This is a genomic window from Burkholderia sp. HMSC10F09 (assembly GCF_001806955.1).
GTDB lineage: Bacteria > Pseudomonadota > Gammaproteobacteria > Burkholderiales > Burkholderiaceae > Burkholderia > Burkholderia multivorans.
The window spans coordinates 3,459-28,428 of record NZ_KV786850.1; the positions used below are offsets into that span (position 1 = coordinate 3,459).

Below are 24,970 nucleotides of genomic sequence, written 5' to 3' on the forward strand. Positions count from 1 at the left end.
CTCGGCACCGGTCGTCGGATCGCAGTTCGGTTCCGAACGAAGCCGCTGCGCGAGCGCGTCGATCGCCTCCGCCTGCTGCGCTTCGAGCATGCCCTCCGCGATGCCGGTGCCGCCGTCCACCGCCGGCTCGGCTGGCCGCACTTCCAGATCGCCGCCGTGGTTCCACGGTCCGATCAGCGGTTCGACGTCCGGTTGCATCCGGAAGTACACGCGATCGTACGGCTCCATCGGCGGCAGCTTGCCGGGCGGGAAGTTCGCATCGATCGCATACAGCGCCTTCTCGAACGACTTCTGGTGCGACACTTCGCGCGTCATCAGGAAACCGAGCGCATCGCGCACGTTCGGATCGTCGGTCACGTTGATCAGTCGCTCGTAGATGATCTTCGCGCGCGCCTCGGCCGCGATGTTCGAGCGCAGGTCGGCGGTCGGCTCGCCGATCGTGTCGATGTAGGCCGCGCTCCACGGCACCGCGCCCGAGTTCGTCAGCGGCGAACCGGCACCATACAGCAGCTGCGTCACGTGGCTGTCGTTGCCCGCGCCGTTCAGCTTGCGGTACAGCTCGGCCTGCTCGTCGACCGCTTCCGCGAGCTCGCCCTTCGCGCCGCGGTTCAGCATCGCGACGAGCGATCCGATCACTTCGAGGTGGCTCAGCTCCTCGGTAGCGATATCCAGCAGCATGTCCTTGCGGCCCGGATCTTCCTCGGTGATCGCCTGCGTGAAGTAGCGCATCGCGGCGGCGAGTTCGCCCTGCGGTCCGCCGAACTGTTCGAGCAGCAGGTTGGCGAGACCGGGGTTCGGTGCGTCGACACGCACCGTGTACTGCAGTCGGGTGTTGTGAATGAACATGGCATCTCCGTGTGAGTGGTCCACGCGTTTCGCGACGCCGATGCAGCACGAAGCGGTCCCGTTGCGAGCGGGCATACGGAATGCTCGCGTGACAACGATGCGCCGACGCGGGCTCGGGCAGCAGTCGTCACCGCTGCCGAACCGTATCGGAGCGCGGCGCACGGTGCGTCGCGGGCGGAAGTCGCGAAGGGGGACGAATGCCGCTGCTTTACGACGCCCGTCGATGTGCGTCGCGCGGCACTGCCGTCGCTACGTCGTCGCGCTGTCATGCCTTCCGCGGCGGATTTTTCAAGTGCCTTGCATTTCCGGCGCATCGTCAGTGCCCGTTCGCGGCTGCCGCGTGCCGCCACCCATTCCCGCAGGAGGGACGATGTCGACTGTCGGCCGTAATCCACTGACCGAGCGCACTGCGTCGGGCATCCGCGACGTGTTCGCCGGCAGGCGGCGCGGCCCCGGCACGCTGTTCCTGTTCGCGGGGCCGGCCGTGATCGCGTCGGTCGCGTATATGGACCCCGGCAATTTCGCGACCAACATTCGTGCGGGCGCGCAGTTCGGCTATGTGCTGCTGTGGGTCGTGCTGCTCGCGAACGTGATCGCGATGCTGTTTCAGTCGCTGTCGGCGAAGCTCGGCATCGTGACGGGCCGCAACCTCGCGGAGCTGTGCGCCGAGCATTTCCCGCGGCCGATCGTCTATGCGATGTGGATCGTCAGCGAACTGGCGGCGATGGCGACCGATCTCGCGGAATTCCTCGGCGGCGCGATCGCGCTCGCGCTGCTGTTCGAGCTGCCGCTGATCGTCGGGATGTTCGTCGTCGCAGTCGTCACGTACGCGATCCTGCTGTTGGACCGGAACGGTTTTCGGCCGATGGAGATCCTGGTCGGCGCGCTGGTCGGCCTGATCGGGCTCTGCTATCTCGCGGAGATGTTTATCGCGCCGGTGGACTGGGGGCAGGTCGCGATGCACGCGATCATGCCGCAGATGCCGCGCGGCGACGCGCTGCTCGTGTCGGTCGGGATCGTCGGCGCGACGGTGATGCCGCACGCGCTCTATCTGCACTCGGGGCTCACGCAGCGCCGCGTGCCGGGGCTCGATGCGGCGCAGCGCCGGCTGCTGGTGCGCTATTCGAACCTCGAGGTGATCGTCGCGCTGTCGCTGGCCGGCGCGATCAACATGGCGATGGTGATCATGGCGAGCGCCGCGTTTCATGCGGGCTTCAGCGACGTCGCGGAGATCGAGACCGCGTATCACACGCTGACGCCGCTGCTCGGCACGACGGCCGCCGCATTCTTTCTCGTGTCGCTGATGAGCTCCGGCATTTCAAGTTCGGCGGTTGGCACGCTCGCCGGACAGATGATCATGCAGGGCTTCGTCGGCTTCCGGATGCCGGTGTGGCTGCGGCGGCTCGTGACGATGGTGCCCGCCTTCATCGTCGTCGGGCTCGGTGTCGACGCGACGCAGGCGTTGCTGATCAGTCAGGTCGTGCTGTCGTTCGTGCTGCCGGTGCCGATGGCGGCGCTCGTCTACTTCACCGCGCGCCGCGACATCATGGGCGAGTTCGTCACGCGTCCGGCGATGCGCTGGACCGCAATCGCGGCCGCGGTCGTCATCGCCGTGTTGAATCTCGGCTTGGGTGTCGCGATGGTGCAAAACGCGACGTCGACGGACGCGGCCGCACCTGCTGCTGCGCACGGCGGCGCGTCGTCCTGATGGCGGGATGAAGCGGAGTCGGTGCGGCGTGCACGCGGCGTGACGACCGACCTCGGCGGCGTACTCAGTGCACGCCGGCCGGCGCGATCGCGCGCACGGTGTCGGTGATGCGCATGCAATGCGACAGCCCGAAATTCTCGGCTTCGCGGCGTTCCGGTTCGCTGCTCGCGAGGGCGGCGGCACGCTCGGGCGGCACGCCGAGCGCCTGCAGCGCGACGTCGAACGGATGCTGGTTCGCGGCGCGATCGCGCTGATCCGCGTCGCTGACCACGACCGAGAAGCGGTCGAGATTCGCACGCCCGAACTGACCTTCGAACATGTCGCTGAGTCGCGCGGCCGGCAGCGTCGTGACGAGCCCGAGCCGATAGCCGTGCTCCGATGCACTGTCGAGCCACTGGATGATGGCATCGCGCTGATGACGCGCTTCGCGCGAATCGGGTGTCGCTTCGATTTGTTCAAATGCGGCGTCGAGTCGGGTGACGATGGCTTCGATGACCACGATGATTCCTCTCCAGAGACGTGACGATCCGTTCGCTGACGGGAATGCCGAACACCTTAGCGTCGAACCGAAACGCCCAACCAATTAATCTTTTTACCCGACTCATAGGGTTTGGCTAATGAATGCCGGGCAAACGCAATGCCCGTGTGCCATGCGCCCGAATCATGTGTGCGACCGCGCCGTGCCTCGCATTGACGGGGTTCAATGTGATGCACGCGAATCGTGCATGGCAACGGGGTGGGGAATTCGCCATGCGAAAAAAAGGCGGCGTACCGTGCGACAGTCGCGGTACGCCGCTCTTTTTCGCATCGCGCACGTCGGCGCCTCAGTGCAGCTTGATCGACGGCTGATTGCGGCTTTGCAGCCAGTGGCTCAGCGACTGGAACAGTGCGCGCTTGATGCCGTATACGCTGAACAGGTGCTTGCGATACAGGAACTTGTACAGCCCGATCGCGGCGAGCCCGTCGACGATCAGCGAACGCGAGCGCACGCCGAGTTCGGCCTGATAGACGGCGCCTGCATGTCCGAGCGACACGACCGTGCCGGCATCGCGGAATATGAAGCCGGCGACCGGTTTGCCGGCGATGCGGCGCGCGAATGCCTGGCTCAGATAGACGGCCTGCTGATGCGCAACCTGCGCGCGCGGCGGCAGACAGCCGCTTGCGCCGTTCGACGGACACGCGGCGCAGTCGCCGAACGCGTACACGTGCGGATCGTCGGGCGCTTGCAGCGTATCGGTAACGATCACCTGATTCGACCGGTTGAGTGCGATGCCGTCGAGTTCGCGCAGGATCGCGGGCCCCGCGACGCCGGCGGCCCAGATCGTGATGTCGCTCGCGAGCCGTTCGCCGCTCGCGATCGTCACCGCATCGGCGCCGACTTCGGCGACGCGCGTGTCGGTCAGCACGTCGACGTTCAGCGCGCGCAGCTGCGCGTGCATCTTGTCCGACAGCCGTGCGTCGAGCGCCGGCAGAATGCGCGGCGCGCCTTCGATCAGACGGATACGCACGTCGCGCGCGGCGTCGAGCGCCTTGAACCGATACGTCGTCAGCTGCTGGACCGCGTGACGCAGCGCGGCCGCGAGTTCGACGCCCGTCGCCCCCGCGCCGATCACGCTGATGCTGACCGGCGCGGCAGGCTGCGCCGGCTGCTGCTCGGCGCGATGGTTCGCCTTCGTGCAGGCCGCGAGAAACTTGCGGCGGAAGTCCTCGGCCTGATCGAGGTTTTCGAGCGGCAGCGCATGGCGCGCGGCGCCCGGCACGCCGAAGAAGTTCGTGACGCTGCCGACCGCGAGCACCAGATCGTCGTAGGCGAGCGTGCGTGCCGGCAGGATTTCGGTGCCGTCCGCGTCGTGCACCGCGCCGATCGTCGCGATGCGCACCGCGCGATCGACGCGTTGCAGCGCGCCCTGCACGAAGCGGAAGCCGTGCCGCTTCGCCTGCGCCGCATATTCGATCGTGTGCGACGCCGGATCGCGATGGCCCGATGCCGCTTCGTGCAGCAACGGCTTCCAGAAGTGCGTCGGATAGCGGTCGACGAGTACGACTTCGGCGTGGCCGCGGCGGCCGATCGTGTCGCCGAGGCGCGTCGCGAGATGCAGGCCGCCGGCGCCGCCGCCGACGATGACGATGCGCGGCACACGCGGTGCGGCGGGCGCGGCAACGAGAGGCGTGGTGTTGTCCATGTTCGGGCTCCTGCCGATGACGAATATCGGGATGACATTGCTCAGGAACCGACGATATAGTTTGGCAACCCATCGAACAATTCAATGTTTATAAGCGACTCATATGTATTCACTTATAGGAAAGACCGCGACGTTCCGGCAGCTGAAGGCGCTCGACATGATTGCGCGGCTCGGCAGCGTGTCGCGCGCGGCCGAAGAACTGAACCTCACGCAGCCGGCCGTGTCGCTGCAGGTGCGGCTGCTCGAGGAGGCGGTCGGCGCCGCCTTGCTGCAGCGCGTGGGGCGCGGTGTGCAGCTGACGGCGGCCGGCGAGATCGTCGCGCGCTATGCACGCGAGATCCTGCATCTGTGGAGCGAAGCCGGCGACGAAGTCGCCGCGCTGACCGGCGATCTAGGCGGCACGCTGCGGATCGGCGCGATCACGACGGCCGAATACCTGATTCCGCCGTTGCTCGTGAAATTCACTGCGACGCGGCCGCACGTGAAGACGTACTTCAAGGTCGGCAACCGCGACGACATCATCCGGATGCTCGCGACGCATGAAATCGATCTGGCGGTGATGGGCAGCGCGCCGAAGGAGCTGCGCACGCATGCGGTCGAATTCGCGAAGCATCCGATGGTGTTCGTCGCGGCGCCCGATCATCCGCTGATGCAGCGCAAGCGCGTCGCGCTGAAGGATCTCGAATCGGCGCACCTGCTCGTGCGCGAGCGTGGCGCGGGCACGCGCTCGACGGTCGAGAGCCTGTTCAAGACCTCCGGCTACCGCTTCCATGTGGGCTCCGAACTGTCGAGCAACGAAGCGATCAAGCAGATGGCCGAGGCGGGGCTCGGCGTCGCGTTCCTGTCGCTGCATGCATGCGCGCTCGAACTGCGTACGGGGCTGCTCAAGCAGTTGCCGTTTCCGGGCAACCCGATCGAGCGCGAGTGGTACGTGGTCACGGTTGCCGATCGCCGCATCTCGCAGGTGACAGGGCTGTTCCGCGATTTCCTGATCCGGCAGGGCGCGCCGGTGATCGACGGCGCGACGAGCGCGTCGCACGAGCGGCGACGCAAATGACGGGCGGGCGGCGGCGCGGGTTCGATGTCAGCCGAGGCCGAAGTCGTCGTTGCTATCGGGGATCGATGCAAGCAGCCGTTCGAGCCGATGCCAGCCGACGACGCGCGCACACCATTTGCCGATCCCCGCAAGCGGGCCGCCGGTGCGCGGCGCGGCGGCGCGCGATCGTGTCGCACAGGCGGCGCGGGACAGGCAACATTCACGCATGACGCTCTCCTTGGATACCGGATGCCGCGATCGTAAGCGGCACCGCGCGCGCTCGCGCGCACGCGTGGATGCTTTGAGCAGAAACGGATGATTTTTTTCGGCGCGCGCCGAGCGGGCCGTGCAGGGCCGGCACGCGTTCCGAAAACGCGTCACAATGCGCGATCGACATCCGTTCCCGGGAGAGCCGCCATGAGCGACCCGATCCACACGGCAGCGCCGGACGACGGCGTGCCGGTCAGCCTGCGCTCGAGCCGCGGCCGCGGCTGGCGCGGCTTCGGCGCCGCGCTGCTCGGCATTCGCGCGGGCACGTACCGGATTCCGGCGGCGGATCATCACCGGATCGGCGTGCATGTCGGCGCACCGGTGCGCGCGGACTGCGCGTGCGACGGTCAGCGCATGTCGCGCATTCAGGCGCACGGCGACATCGACGTGATTCCGGCCGGGCTGCCCGGCCGGTGGACGGACAGCGCCGACTGCCGGATCCTGCACATCACGCTCGACGACGCGTTCGTGCGCCGCACGGCCGAGCAGCTCGAACTGACGCCGTCGCGCGCGCAGATCCGCCGCCGGATGCAGGTGCGCGATCCGCGGCTACAGCACATCGCGTGGGCCATGGCGGCTGAACTCGAAGCGGAAGATGCGTCGGATCCGCTGTACGCGGAGAGCCTGTGCACTGCGCTCGTCGCGCGGCTGATCGATGCGCAGCCGCAGTTTCGCGAGCGGCGCCGGATGCTGTCGCCGCAGGCGGCCGCACGTGTCATCGACTATGTCGACGCGCATCTGGACCGTCGTCTGACACTGACCGAACTCGCGGCGCTCGTGTCGATCAGCGTGCCGCACTTCAAGGTGCTGTTTCGCGAGACGATCGGGATGCCCGTGCATCAGTACGTGGTGCGCCGGCGCGTCGAGCGCGCGAAGGCGCTGCTGCTCGAAGGGCGGCTCACCCTCAGCCAGATCGCGCTCGAGGCCGGCTTTGCGCATCAGAGCCATATGGCGAACTGGATGAACCGCGTGCTCGGCGCGACGCCCGCGGAAATCGCGCGATCGGGCGTGCGCGCGACGACGTTGCGGCTCGTCGGCGATCGCGGCGGCGAAGAAGCCGCGGAAGCGAACGCGCCGCAACGGTAGCGTTCGGCGCGGCCGGCGGACGGCTTCGGGCTTCGCCGCCGCGCCGCCCGCTGCGACGATCCGCATCCGACATCGTCATCCTTTCCTGTCGCGATCATCCGTTCATGCGCGCCACGCGCGCCGCGCGGCCCGACAATCGCCGCATCTTCTCACGACAGGAGCGAAACATGTTCGTGATCTTCGGTGCATCGGGCCATGTCGGCCAGGCGACGGTAACGGCGCTGCGGGCGGCCGGCCATCCGGTGCGTGCGGTGCTGCGCGATTCGCGCGACCGCGAGCGCTTCGCGCAACTCGGCTGCGATGTCGCGATCGCGGATCTCGCCGATCCGCGCGCGGTGGCCGCCGCGCTCGACGGTGCGCATGCGGTGCAGATGCTGTGTCCGGTGCCGACGCGCGACGCCGATCCGGCCGCGACGATGGCGCGCACGATCGAGGTCGCCGTGGAGGCGCTCGGCGCGCATCCGCCCGACGTGCTGCTGGCACTGTCCGACTATGGTGCGGAACTCGAGGGCAACACCGGCATCACGCGCGTGTTCCGCGATTTCGAGGCGCGACTGAAAACGGTTCCGACGCAACTGACGCTGCTGCGCTCGGCCGAGCATCTGCAGAACTGGGCGCGCATGCTGCCGCTGGCGCTCGCGACCGGCGCGCTGCCGAGCCTGCATCATCCGGTCGATCGCATGTTTCCGGCGGTCTGGGCACCGGACGTCGGCGAGATCGCCGCGCAATTGCTGACCGAACCCGACGCGCCGGCGAGCACGCTGCGCATCGTCAGCGTCGAAGGGCCGTGCCGTGTCAGTGTGCGTGACATTGCGGCGGCGCTCGGCGCGGCGGCCGCACGCGACATCGCCGCGCATCCGCTACCGCGCGACGCTTGGACGCCGACGCTGTTGCGCGCGGGGCTCAGCGCGCGTCATGCGGAACTGATCGTCGATTTATACGACGTGCACAACGCGGGCCGGATCGACGTCGAACGCGGTTCGGAGCGGCGCTTCGGCACGACGATGCTGGCCGATGCGCTCGCGGCGCTGCTGCATATGCATGCGCGAGCGCAGGCAGCGCGCACGTAAGGCAACCCGTGCCGCCCGTATCGATGCGGCGGCGCGGGCCTATCGGCGCATGCGGTTCAGCACCGCATACGACAGCGAGCCGATCACGATCCCCCAGAACGCGGAGCCGAGCCCGAGCCACGTCATCCCTGACGCCGTCGCGAGAAATGTGATCAGCGATGCCTCGCGATGGCTTTCGTCCTCGAAGATGCCGTGCACGTTCGCGCCGATCGCGCCGATCAGCGCAAGCCCGGCGAGAATCGCGACGAACGCCTTCGGCAGCGCGAAGAACACCGCGACGATCGAGCCCGCGAAAATCCCGGCGATCAGATAGATCACGCCGTTCGCGATGCCGGCGACGTAGCGGCGGTCCGGATCCTCGTGCGCGTCCTTGCCGGTGCACAGTGCGGCCGTGATCGCCGCGACGACGATCGTGATGCCGCCGAAGCACGCGACGACGAGCGACATGATGCTCGTCGCGGTGATGATCGGGCGAGCGGGCGTCCGATAGCCGGACACGCGCAGGATCGTCATCCCCGGCAGGAACTGGCCCGTCAGGCTGACGACGACGAGCGGCAGCGCGAGGCTCAGCGTCGTGCCGAGCGTCCATTCGGGCGCGATGAACACGGGCCGCGCGATGCTCGGCGATACGAGCGCGAGATGCGTCATCCCGAGCAGCATCGCGAGCGCGGCGCCCGTCAGCAGCACGAGCACGATGCTGTAGCGCGGCAGCAGCCGCTTGAAGATCACGTACGCGGCGATCATCCCGAACGCGAGCACCGGCTGCGCGGAGGCCGCCGCGAACGCGTGCATGCCGAACGGCAACAGGATGCCGGCCATCATGCCGCACGCGATGCCGCGCGGGATGTGGCGCACGAGCCGGTCGAAGTAGCCGCTGATGCCGATCAGCAGGATGATCAGCGCGGCCGTGATGTACGCGCCGACCGCCTGATTCAGCGTCAGCTGCGGAAACAGCCCGACGAGCAGCGCCGTGCCGGGCGCCGACCACGCGGTGACGACCGGTACTTTCAGCTTCCAGCTCGCGAACAGCCCCGACACACCTGCGCCGATCGAGATCGCCCATACCCACGACGTGACCATCGCGTCGGACGCGTGTGCGGCCTGCGCCGCCTGGAAGAAGATCGCGAGCGGGCCCGCGTACGAGATCAGTACCGCGAGAAAGCCGGCGGTCACGGCGGAAACGGACCAGTCCTGGCCGATCGCGCGCGGCGCGCTGGTCGGGGTATTCGGTTGCATTGTCGTCGGGGAATGGCGGCTCGGCGCGTGGAAGGCGATCGGACCGATCGTGGCGGGTGCGACGAGGTGCCGTCATTCTGGGCGCTGCCGCCGAAATTGACAATTCCCGACTGCGCTTACGTGCTGATCTGCAGATACCCGTCGACGGCCGCGATTCGGGCGCCGCTGCCCGTCGACAGCGACGCCGTGCCCTGATCGAACGGATGGACCGGCGCATCGGTCGGCCGCCACGCGTGGCGCAGCAACAGTTCGGCATAGCCGCGGCGGATCACGAATCCGTCACACTTTTGCCGGTACGCGTCGCGCCGCATCCGGTAGGCGCGCGGCAGGTCGTACCACGGCAGCGCCGGCAGATCGTGATGGACGAGATGGTAGTTGTTGTTCAGGTACAGCAGCCGCATCGCGAAACCGGCCTCGTTGATCGCGATGCGCGCCTTCGGATTGCGCGCGGCGCGATGCTCGTAGAGCGAGCGGATCATCGCGAGCGACTGCGCGGGCCACGTGACCGCAACCAGGTAGTACCACCACGGCACGCCGATCGTGCGGTCGAGCCAGACGAGAAGTGCCGCGACGCATGCGACGTGGGTCGCCCACATCGGCAGATCGCGCCATTCGCCGCGCCGAAACGCGGCGCACGCGTCGCCCAGCATCGCCGCGACGCTCGTCGGCGGCCCGACCAGCAGCCTGCCGACGAACGTATTGCGTGCGCTCGACAGCACGCGGCGCCAGCGCGGCAACCGCGCCCAGCACGCGCGCGACACGTAGTTCGTTTCGGGGTCGATGCCCGGCACGGTGAGATCGTCGTCGCGATGATGACGCAGATGCGTCTCGCGATAGACCGTATACGGATACCAGACCGTGAGCGGCGGATAGCCGAGCAGTTTGTTCACATGGATCGAACGCGTCGGATGGCCGTGCAGCAGTTCGTGCTGCAGCGACAGATGCCATGCGCCGAGCAGGATCAGCGGCGGCGTCGCGGCCGCGAGCGACAGCGCGTGCGCGCGCACGGCGAGCAGCACCGCGAGCCAGCCGCCGTAGACGGCCACGATCAGCAGCCAGGTCGGCCATTCCGTGCGGGCAGTGAAACGTGTGCGGAGCGCGGCAATCGCGCGCGCGTGGTCGACGTCGAAATATTCGGCCATGGTGCTGAAGCGCAGCGGCCGCGAAGCCGGCTGCGCGCGATGGCGCGGCCCGGGCGGCCGAACGAAATCATCGGAAGGACGGAACGGGACAACGTCGTCGTGCACCGCCGTGGTGCGCGAGCGCGCGTCCGCAAGGTTCCGAACGTAACGCAGCGAACGTTGCGTGGCCAACCAATCGATTTGCATTTGCTTATCGTGGCAGGCGCGCAAAGCTTCGCACCGCGGCCGCGCTCCGCGCGCGGGATGCACCTGCAAATGCACCCCGTGCATCGAAATTCGGGATCGCACGTAGTCTCGCGACGTATCGGTGTGCGTAGAATGCCCGCATGAGCCAATGGACCGCCGCACTGCCGATGTATAACGTGACGCCACACCACGCTGCGCTGTGGCTTGCATTGCTGCGCGATGCGCTCGACGCCTTCGCGAAGGCCGGTGGCCCGGCCGACGTCCGCGTGCTGCACGAACCGTTCGGCGATCTGCTCGCGCTATGGCGGCGCGGCGATCTGCTGCTGTCGCAGACTTGCGGGTTTCCCTATCGGATGCTCGGGCTGCGCGACGCGGTGCAACTGATCGCGACGCCCGCTTTCGACGCCGACGGCTGCAGCGGCGCCGAGTATCGCAGCGTGCTCGTCGTGTCGGCGCGCGTACATGCCGGCGGCGTGACGACGCTCGCCGCGTGTCGCGGCCTGCGTGCGGCGTGCAACGGAGCGGATTCGCACAGTGGGATGAACGCGTTCCGACACGCGGTGGCACCGCATGCGCACGACGGCCGGTTCTTCGGTTCGGTCACGTCGTTCGGTTCGCATTTGAACGTGCTGCGTGCGCTCGGCGCCGGCGAAGCCGATTGCGCGGCGATCGACTGCGTGACGTTCGCCTATGTGCGCGATGCGCTGCCCGCGCTGTTGAACGACGTGCGCGTGATCGACATGACGGCATCCGCGCCGGGGTTGCCGTTCATCGCGTCGCGCGCGCTCGGCGAAGCGCAGGCCGACGCGTTGCGCGACGCGCTCGCGAGTGCGGTGAAGGCCGATGCCGTGCGGGCGCGTGCATTGCGGCTGCGCGGTTTCGAACGGTTGTCGCCGGGCGATTACGACGTGATCCAGCGCTTCGCGCAGGACGCGGCCGTGCACGGCTATCCGGCGCTCGCCTGAGCGCCGGCCGCGCCGGCGGCGCGGCGCTTACTCGTCCATCAGTCTGACTTTCACGCGCTTGCCCTTGATCTTCCCCGCATTGAGCTTGCGCAGCGCGTCATGGGCGATACCGCGCTCGACTGCGACGTAGGTCGAGAACTCGGTCACGTTGATCTTGCCGATCTGCTTGCCGTCGAATCCCGCATCGCCGGTCAGCGCGCCGAGCACGTCGCCGGGACGGATCTTGTCCTTGCGTCCGCCGAGAATCTGCAGCGTCTCCATCGGCGGCAGCAGCGGCGCGTCGCTGGCGGGCGTCAGCTCGGACAGCGGCCGCCATTCGACGTCGCGCTTCTGCGCCTGCTCGATCGCGCCGACGCGGCCCATCTCGTCCATGCTCGCGAGGCTCAGCGCCCAGCCTGCCTGATCGGCGCGGCCCGTGCGGCCGATCCGGTGCACGTGCACCTCGGGGTCGGGCGTCACGTCGACGTTGATCACCGCTTCGAGCTGCGCGATGTCGAGCCCGCGCGCGGCGACGTCGGTCGCGACGAGCACCGAGCAGCTGCGGTTCGCGAACTGGATCAGCACCTGGTCGCGTTCGCGCTGTTCGAGCTCGCCGTGCAGCGCAAGCGCGTGGAAGCCCTGTGCGTGCAGCACGTCGATCAGGTCGCGGCATTGCTGCTTGGTATTGCAGAACGCGATCGTGCTGACCGGCCGGTAATGGTTCAGCAACATGCCGACCGCATGCAGCCGCTCGGTTTCGGTCACTTCGTAAAAGCGCTGACGGATCTTGCTGTCGTCGTGGCGCTCTTCGAGCTTCACTTCCTTCGGATTGCGCAGGAACTGCTGGCTCAGTTTCGCGATGCCTTCCGGGTAGGTTGCCGAGAACAGCAGCGTCTGCCGCGTCGGCGGACATTGGCGCGCGACCTTGGCGATGTCGTCGAAGAAGCCCATGTCGAGCATGCGGTCCGCTTCGTCGAGCACGAGCGTGTTCAGCGCATCGAGGTGCAGATTGCCGCGATCGAGGTGATCCATGATGCGGCCCGGCGTGCCGACCACGATATGCGCGCCGTGCTCGAGGCTTTGCGCCTGCGGACGCATCGGCGTGCCGCCGCAGAGCGTCAGCACTTTCACGTTTTCCTCGGCGCGCGCGAGGCGGCGCACCTCCTGCGCGACCTGGTCCGCGAGTTCGCGCGTCGGGCACAGGATCATCGCCTGCACGTCGAAACGGCGGGCATCGAGGCGCGACAGCAGCGCGAGCGAGAATGCGGCGGTCTTGCCGCTGCCGGTTTTCGCCTGCGCGATCAGGTCGTGGCCGGCCAGCGCGATCGGCAGGCTCGCGGCCTGGATCGGCGTCATGTCGACATAGCCGAGCTGCTCGAGATTGGCCAGCATGGCGGGCGTCAGCGGCAGCGCGCTGAACGGCGTGGCGGTCGGTTGGGTCAAGACAGGTCTCCGAGGTAGGGGCGGCCTTCCATTTGCTCGTAGACGACATTGCCTTCGTCGTCTTCGAAGCGCTCGACATAGTTGCGGGCGCCGCACAGCGGGCAGCGGAACAGCAGGCCCTGGCCTTCGTCCTTGATCACGACATCGGACGTCTCCCACTGCGTGCCGCAGCTCTGGTTTCGGCAGGTAAACACGGTCTTTCTCCAGCTGAATTCGGTTGAGGGCGCCCGGGCGGGCGTGGCAGCGAAGCGCGGCACTCGCGCGGCTCGGACGCGGGCCGCACCGGCGGTCGCGCGGACCGCGTCGATGCAGAGGGTGGATCGGGTGGCGACGGTGTCGCACGTGCCCGCAATTCTAGCGGATGCCGGGGGCGGTAGCGGGGGAACGGTGCCTCACGAGCGGGCGGGGACGATCGGTCGTGTGCGGCCGAGGACCGGCGAACCGTCGCGGGCGGCGGGCTTTCCGCTTCGTGCCGTCGTTCGGCACGATCGCGCGGATCCGCTGCTGCCGTTCAGGCTGTTGCCTCGGAGAAGGGCATCGCGCGCAGCGACGACCCGGCGCAGTGCGTCGAGCGACGAGCCGGCAGCCTGGGAGGCGCCCGGCGGGCCGCGATGACGCGATCCGCCGGACGTCCGCTATTACAGCTTCGACTTGCCCGTTGCAGCGGCGGCCTGCTGCGCAGCGGTGGCCGGATCGAGCGTGGCGAGCGTCTGCTCGGTGAATTTCTCGTACAGCCAGTCCATGCGCATGCTGTCGATGCCGGCGATGCCGCCGAGCGCATACGATGCCGACACCTTGAAGCGGTCGACCGGACGATTGTCGGCATCGGCGAGCGTCACGGTGCCGTTCACATGATCGTTGCCGGCCATGAAGCCGAACATGACCGCGGAAAAGCTCGACCGCACGCGAATGCCGGTGACTTCGACGTTCAGGTGCATCGCATCGGGCGAATCGGCTTTGGCGAGCAGCTTGCGCGCGTCCAGGGCGGTTTCGAGTTTCTCCTGCAGCTTTTTCGCGTCGAACTTCAGGTTGTCTTTGAGTTCTTCCCGCGCGGTGTCGTCGAGCGTGACGTTCACGATCACGGGTTTCGTACCGAAGTGCGCCGTCGACGCGGTGACGGGCGCCGTGGCCGAGCTGCTCGCGTCGCGCGTCACGCTGCTTGCGCAGCCCGACAGGAAGCCGATCGTTATCCATGCCAGCGCGGCATGACGGAAAAGGGTTTTCATCGTTTGGTCTTCTGGTCTTGTGATTGGGATTGTTTGAACAGGCTGGGTAGCCGGAACTGAACCTAACACGCCGCGATTCGATTCAATTCGTCGAAAAGACGGGGAAGTTCGGCGCTGGATTCGGCATTCGCTTATCGCGGTGCGAATGTGCTGCGCGCGTTCGGCGGTGACGATAGGACGACGTTCCGCGGCTCGACGGCGATCGGCTCGCAGGCCGGGCAGACCGACGTGCAGATCGGTGCCGGGCTTGTCGCGCAGTGGACGAAGCGCGGCAGTATGTATGCGGCGGTCAGCTACCTGACGAACCTCGGCGGCGAGCACCGGCGCACGATCATCAGGCATGCGGGCGTGCGATGGACGTGGTGATGCCGGGCCCGTCGCTCACGGGCGGGCGCTCGACGCTCGCATGAGGCAGCGTCGGCAGACGCCGGCAAGCGATGCGCGCAGCAGCGCATGCGTCCGCGCCGATGCGGGGAAAAATTGCCGCGCCGCCGGCCATCGTCGCCCGTCCGCGTCTGAGCCGGCGCGCGGCGATCGCGCTTTTGAGGAGATCGCCGCACGCCTCTCGGACGGGACCGGAGCCTGCCGGCGGGCGCGTGTCCGCCGCGGCGACTGCCCGTTCAACCGAGTGGCCAGTTCAGGATCGCGATCCCGTCGTTGTAGTCGCCGTCCGTGCCGTCTTCCGAAGCGACCAGTCCGAAGTACGCCTTCTTGAAGATGTCGACCTGGCGCGAGCCGATCTTCGACGGCTTGCCGTTCACCGTGACCACCACGCGCACCTTGCCGTTGCCCGAGTTCACGATCTGCGTGTTCAGGTTCGTGTTATGCGTGCCGGCGCCCTGGAATGTCGCGGCTGGCTTCGGGTCGTCGTCGACGAAGACCTCGATCGTCTGCTGTGCGGACGAGTTGACCAGCGCGGTCACGCCGAATGCGATGTTCGGCGGCAGATTGAACACGCCGTCGCGTTCGCCGCCGCCGCCGGTCGCGGTATCCGGCTGCGCGGGTTGCGGCTGCGGCGTCGCTTTCGAGAAATAGTTGACCACCGCGCCGACGCCGAACTTCGCCGCTGCGCCCGGCAGCACGCCGGGCGCGCCGGCCCACGTGACTGTGCATGCGACCACCTGTCCGGCCGCGTCGGTCTTCACCTTGTTCTGCCAGCTGCCGACGTCGAAGCTGTACGGAACGGTCGCGATGTCGACGAACACGTCGTACTGCGGCAGCTTCTCGACGAGTTGCGCGGTCATGAACTGGCGCATCCGGTCGAGCACCGCCTGGTCGCCGTTCGCTTGCACGGCCTTGGCATCGTTGCCGGCGAGTTGCAGTAGCGCGTAAAGATCGTCATGGGTAAACGGTTGTTGCATGTCGTTCTCGTCTTGATGGTCTCGATGGAATGTCGGTGTGCATGCGGATGTCACATGCACGATTGCTGCGCCGCGTGCGCGCACGTGCGCAGGATGCAGGAGAAGCTGCGTGGAATCAGGCTTCGCTGCGCTCGGCCCGGTCGCGACGGCGATGCCGGCGGCCGGCTCGTCAGCCGATCGGCCACTGCAGCACGACGATGCCGTCGTTGTAGTCGCTGTCGTGGCCGTCCTCCGACACGACGATCCCGAAGTTGACCGTGTACGGCGAGCCGTCCGATTTCTTGCCGGTGATCGGCGCGAGCCGCGCGTCGGTGGCCGATGCCTTTCCGTTGACCGTCACCTCGAAGCGCAGCTTGCCGTTGCCCGAATTCAGCGTGGCCTCGCGCGGGCCGTCGCGCGTGGTGAGCTTGTAATACGCGGCCGGTTCGTTGCTGTCGCCGATGAACAGCTTGATGTGCTGCTGTTCGGCCGCATTCGCGAAGAAAATCGCGCGGAAATCGGTGTTCGGCGGGATCGAGAATTCGCCGCCACGATTCGAGGACGTTTGAGAGTCGGCCATGCTTTCCTCCTGGAGATCGATGAATGAGATGTTTCACCGTGTTGCGCAAACGTTTGCCTTTTGAAACACGGTTAAATCAGCATGGCAAAAAATAAATAAGAAAATATTTGGCCGGGAATGGAAGTCATTCAGAAAATCGAAAACAGAAACGATCCGAATCAATAAACACATTTCAATTGGAATGACGCGATATATTCGAGAAACGATATCGTCGTGTGTCGCGCTTTCATCAACAATGAACGTACGCGTGAGCGGGAACAGCGCTACGCGTTCCGTCGGGCGTCAGGGCGCACTTGGGTTGATAAAGAGGCCGTCGCGCAGCCTGACGATCAGGTCGCCGCAGCGTCGCCGAGCGAGCGTGACGGGCGCTGGGTTATCGCGCTTGCCTTGCTGAATCTTGCGCGCGTCATCGCCCGTTAGAGCGAGTCCCGCAACACCGCGAAGGCGATCCGCGCGCAGGATTTCGGCCCGGCCAACGGTGCGTGGGTGCGGGCCCATCGATTGCGCCGCCGTCGCCGGCCGAAGCCGATCTGCAGACCGACTGTCCGGCCCGTGCGTTGCACGCCATGCTGCGCGACGCGTCTGCCCCCGTGTCCGTGCGCCGACGTGTATCACGCGCCGTCGCTGTCTCCGTCTGCGCCACCCCTGAACACATCCGCCGCCGCCTTCAAACAGTCGATCAACCGCAGCGCGGCCGGCGTCAGCAGCGCGTGCCGCCGCATCACGATCGCGACGGTCAGCGCCGGCAGCGGCTCGACGAGATCGAGCACGACGAGCCGGCGCGAGCCGCGCTCGACGTCCGCGAGCGGCCGCGCGAAGACGCCGAGTGCGTCCGTCCGCGACACGAGCCCGAGCGTCGCCGCGAACGACGGGCACTGCACGATCCGCTTCGGCATCTCGATCCCGCGCGGAACGAAGATCGACCGGATCAGATCGTCGCCGCCGTCCCCATAGCGCGGCACGCACCAGCGCGCGTCGCCGAGCTCGCGCAGCGAACGCGCGCGGGCCAGCCGATGCCGGCTGCGGGCGACCACGACGAACGCAGTGCGGAACAGCGGAATGCTCGCGAATTCGTCGGCGTCCGGCAGCGCGTCCGACAGCTGATGCGTGACGATGAAATCGAGCGAGCCGTCGCGCAGTCGCGCGAAGTCGGTCGCCGTCAGCGCGTCGTCGATATTGACCGCCGCGCCGGGCAGCGCGCGCGTGAACGCATCGAAGGCGTGCGGCAGGATCGTCAGCGCGACGGTCGGGCTGACCGCGATCGACACCGAGCCGGTCGTGCCGAGCCGCAACTGCTCGATTTCGTCGCGCGTGCGCTGGATCTCCTCGACGATGCGCCGCGCGCGGATCGCGAACGCGCTGCCGTAATCGGTCAAGGCGACGCCCTTGACGCTGCGCATCACGAGCGGCACGCCGAGCTCGCCTTCGAGCTCGCGCACGATGCCGCTGACGGCCGGCTGCGTGACGCCGAGCGCGCGGGCGGCGCCGCGGATCGTGCGGTGCTCGGCGACGGCGAGGAATGCACTGAGCTGCTTGAGCTTCATCGGAGTGACAAGAAGAAGTTATCGTCTGCAAGAAAATCTTGGATTTTCCTTATCGGACCGAGTGTATATGCTCGGGGCTTTTCAGGAGCGACGGCGATGATGCGCGTCAACCGGCAACGACTGTGGGATTCGCTGATGGAGATGGCGACGATCGGCGCGACCGCGCGCGGCGGCAGCTGCCGGCTCGCGCTGAGCGACGACGAGGTGCGCGGCCGGCGCCGCTTCATCGCATGGTGCGAGGCGGCCGGCTGCGAGATCCGCATCGATCCGATCGGCAACCTGTTCGCGCGGCGGCCCGGCACGGAGCCGGATGCGCCGGCCGTGATGTGCGGCAGTCATCTCGACACGCAGCCGCTCGGCGGCCGCTTCGACGGCGTCTATGGCGTGCTCGCGGGCCTCGAGGCGATCCGCACGCTGAACGAGCACGGCATCGCGACGCGGCATCCGATCGACGTCGTCGCATGGACGAACGAAGAGGGTTCGCGCTTCACGCCCGGCATGATGGGTTCGGCCGTCTATGCGGGCAAGCTGGACCTCGACGACGCGCTCGCGCGGCCCTGCATGCACAGCGGCGTGCGGCTCGGCGACGAACTCGAACGCACGGGCTTCGCGGGCCCTGCGCGCGAGCGGCAGATGCCGAAGGCGTACTTCGAAGCGCATATCGAGCAGGGGCCCGTGCTCGAGAACGCGGGCGTGCCGATCGGCGTCGTGACCGGCGTGCAGGGCATCGTCGAACTCGACGTCACGGTGACCGGCTTCGAGTCGCATGCCGGCACGACGCCGATGAGCGTGCGCAAGGACGCGATGGGCGTCGCGGCCGCGATGATCGCCGCGATCGTCGAGCACGGGCACGGCTTCGACGCCGATGCGCGCGTGACGGTCGGCCATCTCGCGTGCCAGCCGAACTCGCCGAGCACGATACCGGGGCAGGTGCGCTTCAGCGTCGACGTGCGTCATCCGTCGCGCTCGGCGCTGCAGCGGCTCGTCGCCGATATCGGCGCGATCTGCACGGAGCGCACCGCGCTGCGCGGCACGCACGTGGACGTGCAGCGCATCGCCGAGTACGACCCGATCGCGTTCGACGCGGCATGCATCGAACGTGTGCGGCAGGCAACGATCGCGGCCGGCTATCCGTATCTCGAGATGTTCAGCGGCGCCGGGCACGATGCGGTGAACCTGTCGTACGTCGCACCGAGCGCGATGGTGTTCGTCCCGTGCAAGGCCGGCCTCAGCCACAACGAGGCCGAGGACGCAGATCCCGTCCATCTCGCGCAAGGCGCGTCGGTGCTCGCGAACCTGCTCGTCGACTGCGCGCGCTAGCACGCGGCCGCATGCCGGCGGCGGCGGTGGCGAACGGGAGGTCGCGACGCGCACGAAAAAATGGCGGACAATCGTCGGCCGGCCGGCGCCATGCCGGCCGGTTCGTTCAACCGCTGCATTCCCGACGCTTGCGAGATCCCCATGTCGACGACACCCCCGCGGGAGCTGCTGAAGGCTGCCGACATCGCGAAGATGGAACCGACACGCGCGGTTCATCCGCTCAATCCCAATGCCGTACGGCTGCGCAAGCCGCTCGGCGATCTGACCGGCATCACGCAGCTCGGCTTTCATCTGATCACGTTGATGCCGGGCCACGAGTCCGCCGAATATCACCGGCATCTGTACGAGGAAGAGTGCGTCTACGTGCTGTCCGGCAACGGCACCGTGACGATCGGCGAGCGCCGCGAAGCGGTCGGACCGGGCGATTTTCTCGGCTTCGCGCGCGGCGGCGAAGCGCATACGCTGCAGAACACCGGCGATACGCCGCTCGAACTGATCGTCGTCGGGCAGCGGCTCGAGCACGACGTATGCGAATACCCGCGGGTCGGCAAGCGGCTGTATGTCGCCGGGCCGCTCGAAGACTTCGTCGACTTGCCGACGCAGCCGTAACGCGCTCGCGCGATGGCGGCGGCCGCACGATGTGCGATGCGCGCGCTGCCGCGATCGCGCGCAGGATTCGCGCGGCGGTGCGCGTCGCGCTTATGATGCGGAATCGCCATCCGCAGGGTTCCGCCATGGACACGCCCCACCCGCCGACGCACGCCCCGATTCTCGACACCGAACTCGAAGCCGAAGTCGACGCCGAAGTCGAAACCGCCATCGAGCCGCGCGCGTCGCGCGTGCATCGGCCGGTTGCGCTCGTCACCGGATCGACGTCGGGGATCGGCGCGGCGATTGCACGGCGCCTCGCCGCGGACGGTTACGCGGTGATCCTGCATTCGCGGCGGTCGGTCGAGACGGGGCGCGCGATGGCGAGCGAACTCGGCGCGGCATACGTGCAGGCCGATCTCGCCGACGATGCCGAACGCGTGAGGCTGATCCGCGATGCGCTCGCGGTGCACGGCCGCCTCGACGTGCTCGTCAATAACGCGGGCATCAGCCGCACGATCGCGCACGACGATCTGGCAGCCGCGACGCCTGAGGTATGGCGCGAGCTGTACGAGATCAACGCGATCGCGCCGTTTCGGCTCGTCGCCGAAGCGCAGCCCGCGCTGCTCGAAGCGGCGTCGCACGGCCGTGCCGGCTGCGTCGTGAACGTCAGTTCGCACGCCGGTGTGCGGCCGAAGGGCGCGTCGATTCCGTATGCGGCCGCGAAGGCGGCGCTCAACCACACGACGCGCCTGCTCGCGCGCACACTGGCGCCGGCGATCCGCGTCAATGCGGTTGCGCCCGGGCTCGTCGATACGCCGCTGACGGCCGACTGGACCGACGCGCAGCAGCTCTGGCGCGAGCGTGCACCGATGCGCCGCGCGGCGACGCCGGACGACGTCGCGCAGACGGTCGCGATGCTCGTCGCGTCCGATTACGTGACGGGCGAGATCGTCATGCTCGACGGCGGATTGAATCTGACGTAGCGGGGCGCCGCTGGCTGCCGGTCCGCTGATCGGGGGCGTCGCGCTGTCTGCTGCGGCCAGGATCGCCGGCTGCGTCTCGCTACGGTCGGTGAGCCCTCGCCCTCACCCTCGCCCGGCCGGCGACTCAGCCGATGCTCGACCGCAGCCGCGCGAGCGCGTGGTCATGCGTGCGTTCGAACTTCAGCGGCGTGACGGAAATGAAGCCTTCTCCGAGGGCGACCGTTTCCGAATCGGCGTCGTCGTCGCGCGGCGCGCGCGCGAGCTTCAGCCAGTGATACTCGATGTCGCGCGGATCGCGCCCCGACACGATTTCGACGCCCTGCAGCGTGCCGGCGCCCTGATTCGTCGCCTTCAGGCCGCGCACGTCCTGCGCGGGTCGCGCGGGGAAGTTCACGTTCAGGCACACGTCGCTGTCCCAGCCGGCCGCGACGAGCCGGCGGATGACGTCGGGCGCATGCGCAAGCGCGGTGTCCCACGGCACCGCGTGCCGATCGGTGAAGGCCTGGCTCAGCGCGATGGCCGGCACGCCGAGCAGCATGCTCGTCATCGCGGCGCCGACCGTGCCCGAGAACACGGTCTCGGTGCCGAGATTCGCGCCGCGATTGACGCCCGACAGCACCGCGTCGGGCCGCGCGTCCTTCATCAGATGGCTGACGGCGATCGCGACGCAGTCGCCGGGCGTGCCGCGCACCGCGAAGCGGCGGTCGTCCTTGCGATGCACGCGCAGCGGCTCGTGCAGGCTCAGCGAGTGCGACGTGCCGCTCTGGTCCTCGGCCGGCGCGACGATCCACACTTCGCGCGCGAGCTGCGCGGCGACGCGTTCGAGCACGGCGAGACCGGGGGCGTCGAATCCGTCGTCGTTGGTGAGCAGGACGCGATCGAACAGCGGGCGGGTTTCTTGCATCGGAACGTTCCTCGTGGAGATGGGGCTGCGGATATCGTCGCCGCGTGCGCGGGCGGCCGGCCGGGGCCGCGCGCCGCGCGTGCGGCGAAGCGACGGATTGCCGAAGAGTATGACGCAGCGCGCGCAGGTCCGGCGTGCGGCAACACGCAGCGCCTCGTTGCGCGCCGGGGCGCGCGCGTCTCGGCGCGCATTCGGCGCGATCTCGCCGATGTGAAAACGGGCGCTTGCGCGCCCGTCGTCGAATGGACCGGTGGACCGGTGGACCGCTGCACCGATGACCGGCCGCGGCGGGCCTGCGTTCGCTAGCCGAGCAGGTGCCGCAGCACGCCGGCCGACACGACGCCGATCGCGACGGTCGGCAGGATCGACAGGCGCGTGGCCGCGACGATCGTGATGGCGAGCGCGAGCAGATCGGCCGGACGCGTCGACACGAAGGCGGGCGCAATCACCGAGATCAGCACGCAGCCCGGCACGTTCTCCATGACGGCGGCCATTCGCGGGCTCAGCGGGCGGTTGCGCAGCATCACGTAGCCGAGGATGCGCGACAGGTAAGTCGTCGACGCCATCAGCACGATCGTCGCGACGGTGCTGAAATCAGGCATCGCGCGGCTCCCACCACAGCGCGGCGATCAGCCCCGCGCAGGCGCCCGCCGCGACGTACCAGGCACCCGGCACGGCCAGATGCGTGGCCGCCGCGACGACGAGGCTCACGAACCACGGGCGGCTCGCGCGCAGACCCTTCCACATCCCGCGCAGCAGCACGAGAAACACGGCCGTGAACGCCATGTCGAAGCCGTACTGTTCGACGTTGCCGATCGTCGGTCCGACGGCCGCGCCGAGCGTCGTCATCGAGATCCATGTCAGGTAGAGCCCGGCGCAGATCCCCGCGTAATACGGGACGCTGATGTGCGTGTCGGCGCGCGAGCGCGTATCGGCGAGCGACATCGCCCAGCTCTCGTCGCACATGAAGAACAGCGCGGCGAACGCGCGGCGGCGCGGCAGGCGCCGGATATACGGCGCGAACGCGGCGCCCATCAGGATGTGACGCGAATTGACGAGAAACGACATCGCGACGATCAGCGCGATGTGCGGCGGCGACGTCCACAGATGGATCGCCGCGAATTCGGAGCCGCCGCCGAAGTTCAGGCCCGTCATCATCGGCACCTCGAACAGGCTCAGCCCTTTTTGCGCGGCCTGCGCGCCCAGCACGAGCGCGAACGGCACGAAACCCAGCATGACGGGCAGCGCCGCGCGCAAGCCGCGGCCCATCTCGGCGACATAGGCGGGCCGCTCGCGCAGCCCGGACGACGTTGAAACGCTACTGCTCATTACTCCTCCTTCGGGGGAGGGATTGTCTGCTTTTTTGACTCGAATCGGGTTGCGTTGTCGCCATGTTTTTCGCAGAATTTGGCATCGAACCTGCAATACGCAAATTTTTTGGAATCGGGTGCCAATGAAGCTTGACGCAATCGACCGGCGGATCCTGACCGCGCTGCAGCGCGACGGCCGCATGCAGAACGTGGAACTCGCGCAGGAGGTCGGGCTGTCGCCGTCGCCGTGCCTGCGGCGCGTGCGGCTGCTCGAGGAAGCGGGCGTGATCGAGAAATACGTGGCCGTGCTGAACCCGGCGAAGGTCGGCAAGGGGCTGACGATCTTCACGCGCGTGTGGCTGAAGGGGCAGGATGCTGAGACGGTGAACCGCTTCGCGGAGGCGGTCCAGCAGATGCCGGAAGTCGTCGAATGTCATCTGATGGCGGGCGACTGCGACTTCCTGCTGCGCGTCGTCGCGGCCGACATCGACGACTACCGTCGCTTTCAGATGGAGTATCTGACGCGCATTCCGGGCGTGCTCAGCGTGAAGACCGACATTCCGATGCAGAAGATCAAGCTGACCTCGGCGCTGCCGACGTAGCGGCGCGCGGCGCGTTCACGGCAAGTGCGACGAACGCCCGATACACTGATGCAACGCGACGCCGCCGCGCCGATGCCGCGCAGGCGCCGCCCGGTAGCGAAACGCCCCTGCCTTTTCCTGTCGAGCGAAACATGCAGCCCGTCAACAGTCCGTGGAATTCGCTGGAAATCGTGAAGCTGGCGCTCGGCGTGCTGACGCCGCTGTCGGTGGCCGGCCTCGGCTGGCTGGTCGCGCGGCGGCTGAAGCGGCTCGAGCTCGTGCAGTGGACCAACCAGAAGCTGATCGAGAAGCGGCTTGCGCTGTACGACGTGGTCGCGCCGCAACTGAACGCGCTGCTGTGCTTCTACACCTGGATCGGCTACTGGAAGGACATCTCGCCCGACGACGTGATCCGCGCGAAGCGCGAGCTCGACCGCACGTTCCATCTGTATCGCTATCTGTTCGACGACGACGTGTACGACGCGTATCACGCGTACATCCACGCGCTGTTCGAGATGCATACGGGCGCGGGCCGCGATGCGCGCATCCGTTCGCTGATCCACGGGCCGGACGGCGATCGCAGCGTGCACGGCACGTACGACTGGAAGCCCGGATGGTCCGAGCGTTTCGCGACGGACAACGTCGAAGACAAGGCCGACGTGCTGCGGCACTACACGCGGCTGATGGAGCGCCTGCGGGTCGCGCTCGGTGCGAATCGCTGATCGGGATGGCGGTGCGCGGCAAGCGGTGCGCGGCGCGTGACGAGGCGAAAATGGCGCGCCGCCGCGCACGGCACGCACCGCGTTCCTGCGTGCCGGCCGCCGCGGTGCCGCAGTGCCGCAGTGCCGCGACGCCGCGTCGCTCAGCCCTTCGCGACGACGTCGATGCGCAGCGCTTCGCCGCCCGCGACGATTGCGAGCAGACGATCGACGTTCGGATGCGCGCCCGGGCGATTGCGTGCGTCGGCCGTATGTTCGGCGAATACCGCGAGCCCGTGCTCGGCCGCTTTCGCGTCGAGCGTGCCGAACGTCTGCTTCAGGTAGTGGTACACGGCGAGCGAGCCCTGCTTGCCCGGCTGGTTCTCGATGCTGGCCACCACGTCGCCGTTCGCGGCGACGAGATCGATGCGTGCGATGCCGTCGATGGCCGGCAATTGCGCGAGATTGTCCTTGAAGACTGCGGTCGGTTGAATCACTGAAACACTCCGTCGGTTCATGAGGGGCAACGCGGGCCGTATCTTATCCGATCGCACGCGACGCGCGCGCGGGCGCGCGGCCGCGGCCGGACGTGCGCCACGCGAGCGCCGCGCAGCCGAGCTGCACGATGCTGCCGGCGCCCATCGCGATCCGCAGGGCGGCTGCGCCGCCGCCGAACGCGTCGTACAGCGCGCCGAGCACGGCGACGCCGAGCACCGCGCCGATCATCCGCATGACGTTCATCA

Annotated in this window: 27 protein-coding genes and 1 pseudogene; 11 read left to right on the top strand and 17 right to left on the bottom strand. The window is 67.9% G+C overall.

Going from position 1 to position 24,970, the window contains the following annotated elements; translation table 11 throughout:
• On the bottom strand, positions 1–846 hold an 846-nt coding region (locus HMPREF3115_RS22600; RefSeq protein WP_256276369.1), incomplete at its 3' end, for a manganese catalase family protein.
• Positions 847–1,216: 370 nt separating this feature from the next.
• Between HMPREF3115_RS22600 and HMPREF3115_RS22605 the strand changes: the two genes are divergently transcribed.
• Positions 1,217–2,554, top strand: coding sequence for an Nramp family divalent metal transporter (locus HMPREF3115_RS22605; RefSeq protein WP_070556160.1), 1,338 nt, complete (start codon positions 1,217–1,219; stop codon positions 2,552–2,554).
• Positions 2,555–2,618: 64 nt separating this feature from the next.
• Here HMPREF3115_RS22605 and HMPREF3115_RS22610 read toward each other — a convergent pair whose 3' ends face one another.
• Both HMPREF3115_RS22610 and HMPREF3115_RS22615 read right to left on the bottom strand, forming a co-directional pair.
• Complete coding sequence (locus HMPREF3115_RS22610; RefSeq protein ID WP_006397628.1) at positions 2,619–3,053, bottom strand: HAD family hydrolase; 435 nt, start codon at positions 3,051–3,053, stop codon at positions 2,619–2,621.
• Between the two features lie 325 nt (positions 3,054–3,378).
• Complete coding sequence (locus HMPREF3115_RS22615) at positions 3,379–4,737, bottom strand: NAD(P)/FAD-dependent oxidoreductase (RefSeq protein WP_070556162.1); 1,359 nt, start codon at positions 4,735–4,737, stop codon at positions 3,379–3,381.
• Between the two features lie 103 nt (positions 4,738–4,840).
• On the opposite strand from HMPREF3115_RS22615, the gene HMPREF3115_RS22620 reads away from it, so the two are divergent.
• Positions 4,841–5,794 (top strand): LysR family transcriptional regulator, encoded by a 954-nt coding sequence (locus HMPREF3115_RS22620; RefSeq protein ID WP_006397631.1) that lies wholly within the window; start codon positions 4,841–4,843, stop codon positions 5,792–5,794.
• Between the two features lie 27 nt (positions 5,795–5,821).
• Here HMPREF3115_RS22620 and HMPREF3115_RS22625 read toward each other — a convergent pair whose 3' ends face one another.
• Positions 5,822–6,001, bottom strand: a complete 180-nt coding sequence (locus tag HMPREF3115_RS22625) for a hypothetical protein (protein ID WP_006404518.1) — start codon at positions 5,999–6,001, stop codon at positions 5,822–5,824.
• 189 nt (positions 6,002–6,190) lie between these two features.
• On the opposite strand from HMPREF3115_RS22625, the gene HMPREF3115_RS22630 reads away from it, so the two are divergent.
• Both HMPREF3115_RS22630 and HMPREF3115_RS22635 read left to right on the top strand, forming a co-directional pair.
• Entirely contained in the window at positions 6,191–7,129 is a 939-nt protein-coding gene (locus tag HMPREF3115_RS22630; protein WP_065495756.1) for an AraC family transcriptional regulator, read from the top strand.
• Positions 7,130–7,296: 167 nt separating this feature from the next.
• A complete protein-coding gene (locus HMPREF3115_RS22635) occupies positions 7,297–8,199 on the top strand; it encodes an NmrA family NAD(P)-binding protein (RefSeq protein ID WP_070556177.1) in 903 nt (300 codons plus the stop codon).
• Positions 8,200–8,238: 39 nt separating this feature from the next.
• On the opposite strand, the gene HMPREF3115_RS22640 is transcribed toward HMPREF3115_RS22635, so the two are convergent.
• Complete coding sequence (locus tag HMPREF3115_RS22640; protein WP_070556164.1) at positions 8,239–9,435, bottom strand: benzoate/H(+) symporter BenE family transporter; 1,197 nt, start codon at positions 9,433–9,435, stop codon at positions 8,239–8,241.
• Between the two features lie 116 nt (positions 9,436–9,551).
• Entirely contained in the window at positions 9,552–10,577 is a 1,026-nt protein-coding gene (locus HMPREF3115_RS22645; protein WP_053298033.1) for a fatty acid desaturase, read from the bottom strand.
• Between the two features lie 326 nt (positions 10,578–10,903).
• Between HMPREF3115_RS22645 and HMPREF3115_RS22650 the strand changes: the two genes are divergently transcribed.
• Positions 10,904–11,728: a phosphate/phosphite/phosphonate ABC transporter substrate-binding protein gene (locus HMPREF3115_RS22650; protein WP_070556165.1), complete on the top strand. Its 825-nt coding sequence runs from the start codon at positions 10,904–10,906 to the stop codon at positions 11,726–11,728.
• Between the two features lie 27 nt (positions 11,729–11,755).
• On the opposite strand, the gene dbpA is transcribed toward HMPREF3115_RS22650, so the two are convergent.
• The 3 genes from dbpA to HMPREF3115_RS22665 form a co-directional block, all read right to left on the bottom strand.
• On the bottom strand, positions 11,756–13,150 hold the full coding sequence (dbpA, locus tag HMPREF3115_RS22655) for an ATP-dependent RNA helicase DbpA (RefSeq protein ID WP_006409403.1): 1,395 nt from the start codon (positions 13,148–13,150) through the stop codon (positions 11,756–11,758).
• Positions 13,147–13,344 carry a hypothetical protein gene (locus HMPREF3115_RS22660; RefSeq protein WP_006397660.1) on the bottom strand — a complete coding sequence of 66 codons (198 nt, stop codon included), beginning with the start codon at positions 13,342–13,344 and terminating at the stop codon, positions 13,147–13,149. The genes dbpA and HMPREF3115_RS22660 overlap by 4 nt, the downstream gene beginning before the upstream one ends.
• 444 nt (positions 13,345–13,788) lie before the next feature.
• Positions 13,789–14,376 (bottom strand): DUF4410 domain-containing protein, encoded by a 588-nt coding sequence (locus HMPREF3115_RS22665; protein ID WP_006404509.1) that lies wholly within the window; start codon positions 14,374–14,376, stop codon positions 13,789–13,791.
• A 147-nt stretch (positions 14,377–14,523) separates the two neighbouring features.
• Here HMPREF3115_RS22665 and HMPREF3115_RS22670 point away from each other — a divergent pair, with 147 nt between their 5' ends.
• Entirely contained in the window at positions 14,524–14,742 is a 219-nt protein-coding gene (locus tag HMPREF3115_RS22670) for an autotransporter outer membrane beta-barrel domain-containing protein (RefSeq protein WP_070556167.1), read from the top strand.
• Positions 14,743–14,996: 254 nt separating this feature from the next.
• On the opposite strand, the gene HMPREF3115_RS22675 is transcribed toward HMPREF3115_RS22670, so the two are convergent.
• The 3 genes from HMPREF3115_RS22675 to HMPREF3115_RS22685 all read right to left on the bottom strand — a co-directional run bounded on the left by HMPREF3115_RS22675 (position 14,997) and on the right by HMPREF3115_RS22685 (position 17,840).
• Complete coding sequence (locus HMPREF3115_RS22675) at positions 14,997–15,737, bottom strand: fucose-binding lectin II (RefSeq protein WP_070556169.1); 741 nt, start codon at positions 15,735–15,737, stop codon at positions 14,997–14,999.
• 169 nt (positions 15,738–15,906) lie between these two features.
• Positions 15,907–16,296: a fucose-binding lectin II gene (locus HMPREF3115_RS22680; RefSeq protein WP_006404505.1), complete on the bottom strand. Its 390-nt coding sequence runs from the start codon at positions 16,294–16,296 to the stop codon at positions 15,907–15,909.
• 611 nt (positions 16,297–16,907) lie between these two features.
• Positions 16,908–17,840, bottom strand: a complete 933-nt coding sequence (locus HMPREF3115_RS22685; protein WP_070556171.1) for a LysR family transcriptional regulator — start codon at positions 17,838–17,840, stop codon at positions 16,908–16,910.
• A 96-nt stretch (positions 17,841–17,936) separates the two neighbouring features.
• On the opposite strand from HMPREF3115_RS22685, the gene HMPREF3115_RS22690 reads away from it, so the two are divergent.
• The 3 genes from HMPREF3115_RS22690 to HMPREF3115_RS22700 all read left to right on the top strand — a co-directional run bounded on the left by HMPREF3115_RS22690 (position 17,937) and on the right by HMPREF3115_RS22700 (position 20,734).
• Positions 17,937–19,160 carry a Zn-dependent hydrolase gene (locus HMPREF3115_RS22690; protein ID WP_006404502.1) on the top strand — a complete coding sequence of 408 codons (1,224 nt, stop codon included), beginning with the start codon at positions 17,937–17,939 and terminating at the stop codon, positions 19,158–19,160.
• Positions 19,161–19,301: 141 nt separating this feature from the next.
• Positions 19,302–19,769, top strand: a complete 468-nt coding sequence (locus HMPREF3115_RS22695; protein WP_006397669.1) for a cupin domain-containing protein — start codon at positions 19,302–19,304, stop codon at positions 19,767–19,769.
• 125 nt (positions 19,770–19,894) lie between these two features.
• Positions 19,895–20,734, top strand: a complete 840-nt coding sequence (locus HMPREF3115_RS22700) for an SDR family NAD(P)-dependent oxidoreductase (RefSeq protein ID WP_035488208.1) — start codon at positions 19,895–19,897, stop codon at positions 20,732–20,734.
• Between the two features lie 124 nt (positions 20,735–20,858).
• Here the strand turns inward: HMPREF3115_RS22700 and surE are convergent, their stop codons facing one another.
• From surE to HMPREF3115_RS22715, 3 genes are all read right to left on the bottom strand, one after another.
• On the bottom strand, positions 20,859–21,638 hold the full coding sequence (gene surE / locus HMPREF3115_RS22705; RefSeq protein ID WP_070556173.1) for a 5'/3'-nucleotidase SurE: 780 nt from the start codon (positions 21,636–21,638) through the stop codon (positions 20,859–20,861).
• A 302-nt stretch (positions 21,639–21,940) separates the two neighbouring features.
• Positions 21,941–22,240, bottom strand: a complete 300-nt coding sequence (locus HMPREF3115_RS22710) for an AzlD family protein (protein ID WP_006404497.1) — start codon at positions 22,238–22,240, stop codon at positions 21,941–21,943.
• The gene (locus tag HMPREF3115_RS22715) at positions 22,233–22,967 is read right to left on the bottom strand and encodes an AzlC family ABC transporter permease (RefSeq protein ID WP_006413319.1); all 735 of its coding nucleotides are present in this window, start codon (positions 22,965–22,967) and stop codon (positions 22,233–22,235) included. The genes HMPREF3115_RS22710 and HMPREF3115_RS22715 overlap by 8 nt, the downstream gene beginning before the upstream one ends.
• Positions 22,968–23,091: 124 nt before the next feature.
• Between HMPREF3115_RS22715 and HMPREF3115_RS22720 the strand changes: the two genes are divergently transcribed.
• Positions 23,092–23,550: an Lrp/AsnC family transcriptional regulator gene (locus tag HMPREF3115_RS22720; RefSeq protein WP_006397674.1), complete on the top strand. Its 459-nt coding sequence runs from the start codon at positions 23,092–23,094 to the stop codon at positions 23,548–23,550.
• Between the two features lie 131 nt (positions 23,551–23,681).
• Positions 23,682–24,251, top strand: a complete 570-nt coding sequence (locus HMPREF3115_RS22725; protein WP_006404496.1) for a hypothetical protein — start codon at positions 23,682–23,684, stop codon at positions 24,249–24,251.
• Positions 24,252–24,391: 140 nt separating this feature from the next.
• Here the strand turns inward: HMPREF3115_RS22725 and HMPREF3115_RS22730 are convergent, their stop codons facing one another.
• The gene (locus HMPREF3115_RS22730) at positions 24,392–24,724 is read right to left on the bottom strand and encodes a DUF2322 family protein (protein WP_006397676.1); all 333 of its coding nucleotides are present in this window, start codon (positions 24,722–24,724) and stop codon (positions 24,392–24,394) included.
• A gap of 43 nt (positions 24,725–24,767) precedes the next feature.
• Positions 24,768–24,970: pseudogene (locus HMPREF3115_RS22735) on the bottom strand (MFS transporter); the annotation flags it as partial.

What these genes read in the sequence shown, in the direction of transcription:
- HMPREF3115_RS22675 (WP_070556169.1), bottom strand. Translation starts at nt 15,737, where the DNA reads ATGCAACAACCGTTTACCCATGACGATCTTTACGCGCTACTGCAACTC.
- HMPREF3115_RS22615 (WP_070556162.1), bottom strand. Translation starts at nt 4,737, where the DNA reads ATGGACAACACCACGCCTCTCGTTGCCGCGCCCGCCGCACCGCGTGTG.
- HMPREF3115_RS22650 (WP_070556165.1), top strand. Translation starts at nt 10,904, where the DNA reads ATGAGCCAATGGACCGCCGCACTGCCGATGTATAACGTGACGCCACAC.
- HMPREF3115_RS22625 (WP_006404518.1), bottom strand. Translation starts at nt 6,001, where the DNA reads ATGCGTGAATGTTGCCTGTCCCGCGCCGCCTGTGCGACACGATCGCGC.
- HMPREF3115_RS22690 (WP_006404502.1), top strand. Translation starts at nt 17,937, where the DNA reads ATGATGCGCGTCAACCGGCAACGACTGTGGGATTCGCTGATGGAGATG.
- HMPREF3115_RS22640 (WP_070556164.1), bottom strand. Translation starts at nt 9,435, where the DNA reads ATGCAACCGAATACCCCGACCAGCGCGCCGCGCGCGATCGGCCAGGAC.
- HMPREF3115_RS22715 (WP_006413319.1), bottom strand. Translation starts at nt 22,967, where the DNA reads ATGAGCAGTAGCGTTTCAACGTCGTCCGGGCTGCGCGAGCGGCCCGCC.
- HMPREF3115_RS22700 (WP_035488208.1), top strand. Translation starts at nt 19,895, where the DNA reads ATGGACACGCCCCACCCGCCGACGCACGCCCCGATTCTCGACACCGAA.
- HMPREF3115_RS22620 (WP_006397631.1), top strand. Translation starts at nt 4,841, where the DNA reads ATGTATTCACTTATAGGAAAGACCGCGACGTTCCGGCAGCTGAAGGCG.
- HMPREF3115_RS22720 (WP_006397674.1), top strand. Translation starts at nt 23,092, where the DNA reads ATGAAGCTTGACGCAATCGACCGGCGGATCCTGACCGCGCTGCAGCGC.
- HMPREF3115_RS22680 (WP_006404505.1), bottom strand. Translation starts at nt 16,296, where the DNA reads ATGGCCGACTCTCAAACGTCCTCGAATCGTGGCGGCGAATTCTCGATC.
- HMPREF3115_RS22630 (WP_065495756.1), top strand. Translation starts at nt 6,191, where the DNA reads ATGAGCGACCCGATCCACACGGCAGCGCCGGACGACGGCGTGCCGGTC.
- HMPREF3115_RS22665 (WP_006404509.1), bottom strand. Translation starts at nt 14,376, where the DNA reads ATGAAAACCCTTTTCCGTCATGCCGCGCTGGCATGGATAACGATCGGC.
- HMPREF3115_RS22635 (WP_070556177.1), top strand. Translation starts at nt 7,297, where the DNA reads ATGTTCGTGATCTTCGGTGCATCGGGCCATGTCGGCCAGGCGACGGTA.
- HMPREF3115_RS22685 (WP_070556171.1), bottom strand. Translation starts at nt 17,840, where the DNA reads ATGAAGCTCAAGCAGCTCAGTGCATTCCTCGCCGTCGCCGAGCACCGC.
- HMPREF3115_RS22645 (WP_053298033.1), bottom strand. Translation starts at nt 10,577, where the DNA reads ATGGCCGAATATTTCGACGTCGACCACGCGCGCGCGATTGCCGCGCTC.
- surE (WP_070556173.1), bottom strand. Translation starts at nt 21,638, where the DNA reads ATGCAAGAAACCCGCCCGCTGTTCGATCGCGTCCTGCTCACCAACGAC.
- HMPREF3115_RS22695 (WP_006397669.1), top strand. Translation starts at nt 19,302, where the DNA reads ATGTCGACGACACCCCCGCGGGAGCTGCTGAAGGCTGCCGACATCGCG.
- HMPREF3115_RS22725 (WP_006404496.1), top strand. Translation starts at nt 23,682, where the DNA reads ATGCAGCCCGTCAACAGTCCGTGGAATTCGCTGGAAATCGTGAAGCTG.
- HMPREF3115_RS22605 (WP_070556160.1), top strand. Translation starts at nt 1,217, where the DNA reads ATGTCGACTGTCGGCCGTAATCCACTGACCGAGCGCACTGCGTCGGGC.
- HMPREF3115_RS22710 (WP_006404497.1), bottom strand. Translation starts at nt 22,240, where the DNA reads ATGCCTGATTTCAGCACCGTCGCGACGATCGTGCTGATGGCGTCGACG.